Annotated in this window: 1 protein-coding gene; it reads right to left on the bottom strand. The window is 69.4% G+C overall.

Annotation, left to right across the window (positions count from 1 at the left end; genetic code table 11):
* Positions 1 to 3597: discoidin domain-containing protein (locus GTW43_RS25125; protein ID WP_161304289.1), on the bottom strand; the 3597-nt coding region annotated here is incomplete at both ends.

Genomic DNA, 3597 nt, shown 5'->3' with positions numbered 1-3597 from the left:
CGGTGTCCTTCACCGGGAACTGCGGCTGGCCTCCTACGTAGTTGGTCTGGAACATCACTCCGCCGTACGTGGAATCGTCGATGTCGACGTCGTTGACGCGGATCCCCTGGAAGACCTTCGAGGCGGAGAAGGCCCAGATGGCCGGGAAGACCTGCGAGCCCCAGAAGTGGCCGCCGGTGCGTTCCAGGGAGACGTTCTCGATCGTCGTGGGTCCGGTGCCGAAGCCGTTCATCGGATAGCCGAAGTCCAGCGACGAGATCGTGATGCCGGAGTAGACGAGGGTGTCGGCGACGCGGATGTTGCGGAAGGTGTTGTCGTAGCCCCCGTAGACGGCGATGCCGGCGGCCCGCCAGGTGAGTGTGGACGTCAGGTTCTCGTACACGTTGTTCTTCTCGTCGGCGCCACCCGCGTCGATGGCGGAGAAGAGCGCGAAGCTGTCGTCGCCCGTGGCGCGGGCGTCGTTGTTGACGACGTGGTTGTCCGTGGAGCCGTTCGTCATGTTGATGCCGTCGGCGAACGTGTTCCTGATGCGGGTGTTCTTGATGGTCATGTTGTCGGTGTTGGCGCCCCAGTAGAGGCACACCATGTGCTCGACCCACACGTTGTCGATGGTGATGTCGGAGACGCCCGCGAAGTCGAACACCTTGCCCGGGCCGTCGATCCGGGACGTGTAGTTGCCGAAGTAGGCGAACCCGGCGAACGTCGAGCCCTTGGCCGTGGCGTCGGCCCGGAAGCCGATGTCGGTGTTCTCCTGCGACGAGGGGGCGTGGAAGCGGGTGAACCACGGTCCCGCGCCGACGATCTTCAGCGCCTTGCCGTAGACCTGGAACTTGCTGGAGGTCTCGTAGTCGCCCGCCGGGAGATAGACGCCGACGAGCTTGCCCGTCGTGTCCATGCGCGCCTTGTCGATCGCGTTCTGGACGTCCTGGTGCGAGAAGCCCTCCGGCACCGCGTAGGCCGCCGGGTCCGGGTTCGGCGTCGCGGCCGCCTCCTCCGTGTCGATGAAGTCGACGGCGTACGTGGAGGTGTTGGCCGCGTCCTTCTGGAGCCGGATCTTCGAGCCGGCCGGCACGGTCTTGCCGAGCAGCAGGTTCGCCTCGTCGTAGATGTGCCGGGGCGCGCCGGAGCCGGGCGAGTTGCCGGGCGAGGTCTCGTTCCCGTACAGCCAGGCGTACCGGGAGGTCAGGTCGATCGCCTTGAGGAACTGGCCGTCGACGTAGACGTTCAGACTGGTGTCGGTGCCGTCGGGGACCGAGAAGCGGGTCACCAGGGTGTTGGTGGCGGCGCGGGTGGTCCACTCGACGTACTGCCCGGTGCCGGTGAGGGTCACCGCCTTGCGGCCGCTCGCCTCGCCGGCGAGGTCGCCGACGGTGCGGTTGGGACCGACGACCTTGGCGCCGCCGCCGACGGTGCCGTCCTCGGCCTCGTACATGTCGTAGGGCATGTCGGCGCCGCGGCCGACGAAGAGGGGCTGCTCGGTGGTGTTGTTCGCCCGCTTGACGGGGAGTTCGTTGGTGTCGTCGGCGATGACGGTCCGGACGGTGTACTTGCCGTTGGCCGCCGTCCACGAGCCCAGGTCGACGGGGGCGGAGGTCCGCCCGGCGGCGATCGTGCCGTCGACCGTGCCCGTCAGGGTCTTGACGGTGTCGCCCTTGGCGTCGCGGACCGTCAGCGTCACCGCGTGTGCCCCCGAACCGGAGTCGGCCGAGCCCTGGTTCTTGACGGCGACGCTGAACTTGACGCTGTCGCCGGCCGATGCGCTGGACGGGCTCCACGAGACCGGCGCGGCGACCAGGTCGGAGCTGGAGACCGGCTTGACGACGAGGGCGGCCGGACGGGTGTAGGTGTTGTCGGCCTCGTTCTGCTCGATGACCTTGTTCGACGGGTCCACCTCGGCGCCGACGGTGTAGCTGCCCGCGTCCCGGGTGCCGATCTTGGCGGCGACCTTCGCCGACTCGCCCGCGGCGAGGGCCGGCACGTCCGCGGTGGCGGCCTTGGTGCCGCCGAGCGTGAAGGTCAGGTCGGTGGCCTTCGCGTCCTTGCTGCCGCTGTTGGTGACGGTCGCCTCGAGGCTGACGTCATCCGTCTCGACCGGGGCCGCCGGGGTGTTCGTGATGCCGGTGACCTGGAGATCGGGGTTGGCGGCGGGGGTGCCGATCACCTCGAGCTCGGCGACCTGCGCACCCGAGGCGCCGGAGTTCGAGGTGAACTTCAGCTGGATGTCGGCGGCCTTGCCCGAGACGGGGATCGTGACGGTGTTCCCGGTGGCGGGGTTGAAGGTGTAGTCCTTCGCCGCGGCGAGGCTCGTGAAGCCGGTCGCGTCCTGGTCCCGGCCGAGGACCTGGATGTTCTGGGTACGGGTGGCCCAGGCGGCGTCGGGGTTGAGCCGGACGACGACCTGGTCGATGTCGGCGTCGGCGCCGAGCTCGGTGGTCAGCGTGGCCGGGTAGGCACCGGCGTCGCTCTCCCAGTAGGTGGCGGTCTGGCCGTCGTTGGCGTTCGCCGCGACGTACGTGAACACGGACGAGGAGGCCTTGACGGGCTTGCCGCGTGCGAGGTCCGATCCCGCCGTGGTGCCCGGCCGGGTCACGCTGTTGCTCGCCTGCGAGGTGTTGCCCGCGGCGTCCTTCGCCTTCACGTAGTAGGTGACGGTCGTCGCGACGGAGGGGCGGTCGGTGTACGTCGTGACGTCACCCGCGACCGACTTCACCAGCTTGCCGTCGGCGTAGACGTCGTACCCGGTGACCTTGACGTCGTCGTCCGACGCCTGCCACGTGAGCTTCACGTCCGCGCCGGACTGGGTGAACGCGAGGCCGCCCGGTGCCGTCGGAGCCTGGGTGTCGCCGCCCGCGCCCTTGCGGGTCACGCTGTTGCTGTCGGCGGAGACGTTGCCCGCGGCGTCCTTGGCGCGCACCGTGTAGGTGACGTCGCTGCCGGCCGGCTGTGTGTCGGTGTACGTCAGCACGTTCCCGGCGACGCTCGCGCGCAACTGGCCGTCGGCGTAGACGTCGTACCCGGTGACGCCGGTGTCGTCGGTGGCCGCCTTCCAGGCCAGCTTGATCTGGCCGGTGGCCGGCTCGGTGTAGCTCAGGTCCGCGGGGGCGGTGGGTGCCCGGCTGTCGCCGTCGGCGGGCCCGTAGACCTCGAGCTCCGACAACTGGCCGGCGTCCCAGCCGGTGTTCGCGGTGATCAGGGCGCGCACGTAGCGCGTCGTGGTGGTGTCGAAGCTGATGGTCGCCGACTGGTCGTTGCCGCTGTCGAAGGTGTAGGCCTTCGACGCCGTCAGGTCGGTGAAGTTCTTGCCGTCCGCCGAGCCCTGGATCTTGAGGGTCTGACTGCGGCTCGGCCAGCCCGTGGGCAGGCGCAGCGCGACCTCGTTCACCTTGACCGAGGAGCCGAGGTCGACCTGGACCCACTGGGGGAAGGCGTCGTTCTTGCTCTCCCAGTACGTGGACCGGTTGCCGTCACCGGCGTTGGCGGCCCCGTAGACGTCGGCGTGACCGCTCTCCGTGAAGGTCTTGCCCTGCGCGAGGTTGGGCGTGGCGGCGGCCGAGGTCAGCACCTGCATCTCGCCCAGCTGGGCGGCGGAGCCGGCCG

It is taken from the genome of Streptomyces sp. SID5785, assembly GCF_009870065.1.
GTDB lineage: Bacteria > Actinomycetota > Actinomycetes > Streptomycetales > Streptomycetaceae > Streptomyces.
This window is presented reverse-complemented; position numbering and strand designations above follow the sequence as displayed.